The sequence below is a fragment of the Acinetobacter sp. YZS-X1-1 genome (genome assembly GCF_000804305.1).
Taxonomy (GTDB): Bacteria; Pseudomonadota; Gammaproteobacteria; order Pseudomonadales; family Moraxellaceae; genus Acinetobacter; species Acinetobacter variabilis.
Window position 1 is genome coordinate 1 of the sequence record NZ_JWHB01000061.1, and the last position, 3,063, is coordinate 3,063.

A 3,063-nucleotide genomic window follows, 5' to 3' on the forward strand; every position below is an offset into this window, starting at 1 on the left:
TGCTTTTTTATCTAACTAAAAGGTGTCTACAAAATCGATAGCTATTCATTTTTTAAATTTTAAGCCTAGACCAGAGTCTAGGTTTTTTCATTTCGTATAACAGCCATTATCTTAAATGGGAGGGGGAGATTAAGCTAAAATTAGGGTTTTAATTTAGAGAAAGTAATGTCTCAGATAAAAATTTATGCTTTAGATGAAACTATAGAATTACATCGTGATAATTTAAGTAAAGCTATCCATCAGGCTTTAGTTAAAGAATTAAAATACCCTGAAGAAAAAAGGTTTCAACGTTTTATTCCACTAGAATCCAAAAATTTTATATATCCAGCAGACCGCAGTACATCTTATATAATTATTGAAATTTCCATGTTCGATGGACGAACAAAAGAGACTAAAAAAGCATTTATTAAGACTCTATTCGAAAATATAAACAATCTATGCGGTATTGATTCAAATGATGTTGAGATAACTATATTTGAAACTCCTAAAGAAAACTGGGGCATTAGAGGGGAAAATGCGGATGAACTACAGTTAAATTATCAGGTAAGTGTTTAAATTTCCTAAAATTAACATAATACACGTTATGCGAAATTAGAAAAATGAGTTTATTGCACTGATATTTATCTGTTTTTTAAATTTTAGACCTGGGTTGGTGCCCAGGTTTTTTTATTGCGTATAACAGCCATTATGTTAAATGGGGAACTATTTAGTTAGTTTTTGAGGTGATGGAGCAGAGTTCCATGTACCTAATAAGCGCCAAATTGCACTATCTATCTCTTGCCATTTGTCCCAATTATTTAAATTCGTTTCCCACTGAACCCATATACCGCCATATTTATTGGGCTCATAACTCTCTCCTCTAATTTGAACAAATCGATTATCTACCGTATTTTCTAAAGCAACTACATCCAATAAAACACCAGCAACATCCTGTTCTTTGGATTTCCCATAACAACCATAGAAATTATCAGCCACTTTTTTTGGGTAACAAGTCAGACCATATTTTTCAAATTTTGAATTTTTCTTAAAAAATTCTTTCCTTTGTAAAAATGTCTTATATGTGTCTAATTTCGGCACTGTTGCAAATAGAGATTTGAGTCGATGAAGTTCCTTTTTAAAAGTGCTTAGAGACCGAAAACCCTGTTGATTAGACACACTTCACCTTGAGGCTGACCATAATAAAATGACGATGCTTGTCCTTTACGTAGTGCACGCATGACTTCAATACCTTTGATTGTGGCATAAGCCGTCTTCATAGATTTGAATCCTAATGTGGCCCTGATGATCCGCTTTAACTTACCATGATCACATTCAATGACATTATTTTTATACTTAATCTGCCTGTGCTCAATATCTACTGGACATTTTCCTTCTCGCTTTAACCGTGATAAAGCATGGCCATAGGTCGCTGCTTTATCTGTATTGATGACCCGTGGAATTTGCCATTTTTTCACCGTATTGAAGATTTTTCCTAAAAAACAATAGGCTGATTTACTGTTCCGTCTAGCGGAAAGGTAAAAGTCAATCGTATGACCACGTTGATCAACTGCACGATACAGGTAAGTCCATCGCCCCTTCACTTTGATATAAGTCTCATCCATATGCCATGAATGTAAATCTGTAGGATTACGCCAATACCAGCGTAAGCGTTTTTCCATTTCTGGAGCATAACGCTGAACCCAACGATAAATTGTGGTGTGGTCAACATTCACACCCCGTTCAGCGAGCATTTCTTGAAGTTCACGATAGCTGATGCCATATTTACAATACCAACGAACAGCCCAAAGAATGATTTCACCTTGAAAGTGCCGACCATGGAAGGGATTCATCTGCTGTATCTCGAAATAAATAAGATATTTAGCTTATCATGTCAGCCTATTTGCAACAGTGCCTGAATACATGAGCAGCTAAATCACTCAAAGCCAGCATCTAAAACCATTTAACAAAATCTATGACTATTTTACTTTCCCTTACCTAATCGTCCTAGTGTATATCTTTTTTTTTGATTAGCTTATTCCTAAATCAAGTGACTTTAGGTAAGTATGATGAACGATATCCAATTTTCAGATTGCGCAAAGGCATGTATGAGCTGTTACCTTACCTGTGCCAGTTGTGCAAATGCCTGTCTAAAAGAAGAAAATCTGGAGATGATGCGAGAATGTATTCAGCGTTGTCTAGATTGTGCAGATATTTGTCAGCTCTGTGCTCGTATGCAGCAAAATGAATCTCCTTTTATGAAAGAAATTTGTGAGCTTTGTGCCAAGGCTTGTGAATACTGTGCAGATGAATGTAGCCAACATGAGCATCAACACTGCCAGCAATGTGCTGATGCTTGCCGTGAATGTGCCGTCGAATGTCGAAAAATGGTTGTCTGATAAATAAAAGAATTAGTTGAGTTTAGGATTTACTCAATGAATAGCCAACGTGTTAGTTGTTAGTGGGTCAAACCACTAACAACGGCACTGTTGCAAATAGGGATCTGAGTCGATGATTTTCCCTTCAAAAAAGCTTAGAGACCGAAAACTCTATTTACTAGCCAAACTTCTCCTAGAATATTACCGTTATAAAATAATGAAGCTTGTCCTTTGCGTAGAGCACGCATAACCTCAATTCCTTTAATTGTGGCATAAGCCGTTTTCATAGACTTGAATCCCAACGTAGCCTTGATGATCCGTTTGAGCTTGCCATGATCACATTCAATCACGTTATTCTTGTATTTAATCTGTCGATGGTCCAAGTCTTCAGGACACTTTCCTTCCTGTTTTAGTCGCGACAAAGCACGGCCATAGGTATGAGCCTTATCAGTGTTTATGACTCGTGGAATCTGCCATTTTTTGACATGATTCAAAATTTTACCAAGAAAACAATAAGCTGAATGGGTATTTCGTCTAGCAGAAAGATAGAAATCAAGAGTATGGCCACGTTGGTCAACTGCACAGTATAGATATGCCCATTTGCCATTCACTTTTACGTAAGTTTCATCCAGATGCCATAAATGTCGATCTGTAGGATTACGCCAATACCAACGTAAACGTTTTTCCATTTCTGGAGCATAACGCTGAA

General features: G+C 36.6%; 5 protein-coding genes. 2 read left to right on the forward strand and 3 right to left on the reverse strand.

The window, feature by feature from the left end; translation table 11 throughout:
• Positions 1-165 precede the first annotated feature (165 nt).
• Positions 166-555, forward strand: coding sequence for a tautomerase family protein (locus tag RJ01_RS15445; RefSeq protein WP_034171729.1), 390 nt, complete (start codon positions 166-168; stop codon positions 553-555).
• A gap of 147 nt (positions 556-702) precedes the next feature.
• On the opposite strand, the gene RJ01_RS15450 is transcribed toward RJ01_RS15445, so the two are convergent.
• Positions 703-1,155 carry a hypothetical protein gene (locus RJ01_RS15450; protein WP_227504451.1) on the reverse strand — a complete coding sequence of 151 codons (453 nt, stop codon included), beginning with the start codon at positions 1,153-1,155 and terminating at the stop codon, positions 703-705.
• A complete protein-coding gene (locus tag RJ01_RS15455) occupies positions 1,125-1,829 on the reverse strand; it encodes an IS6-like element IS1008 family transposase (RefSeq protein WP_001067790.1) in 705 nt (234 codons plus the stop codon). Before RJ01_RS15455 ends, RJ01_RS15450 begins: the two co-directional genes overlap by 31 nt.
• 216 nt (positions 1,830-2,045) lie before the next feature.
• Here RJ01_RS15455 and RJ01_RS15460 point away from each other — a divergent pair, with 216 nt between their 5' ends.
• Positions 2,046-2,375 carry a four-helix bundle copper-binding protein gene (locus tag RJ01_RS15460; protein ID WP_026055492.1) on the forward strand — a complete coding sequence of 110 codons (330 nt, stop codon included), beginning with the start codon at positions 2,046-2,048 and terminating at the stop codon, positions 2,373-2,375.
• 134 nt (positions 2,376-2,509) lie between these two features.
• Here the strand turns inward: RJ01_RS15460 and RJ01_RS15465 are convergent.
• Positions 2,510-3,063: IS6-like element IS1007 family transposase (locus RJ01_RS15465; protein ID WP_034171731.1), on the reverse strand; the 554-nt coding region annotated here is incomplete at its 5' end.

Bases quoted from the DNA above. Each gene is read 5' to 3' on its own strand.
- RJ01_RS15445 (WP_034171729.1), top strand. From the start codon at position 166: ATGTCTCAGATAAAAATTTATGCTTTAGATGAAACTATAGAATTACAT.
- RJ01_RS15455 (WP_001067790.1), bottom strand. From the start codon at position 1,829: ATGAATCCCTTCCATGGTCGGCACTTTCAAGGTGAAATCATTCTTTGG.
- RJ01_RS15460 (WP_026055492.1), top strand. From the start codon at position 2,046: ATGAACGATATCCAATTTTCAGATTGCGCAAAGGCATGTATGAGCTGT.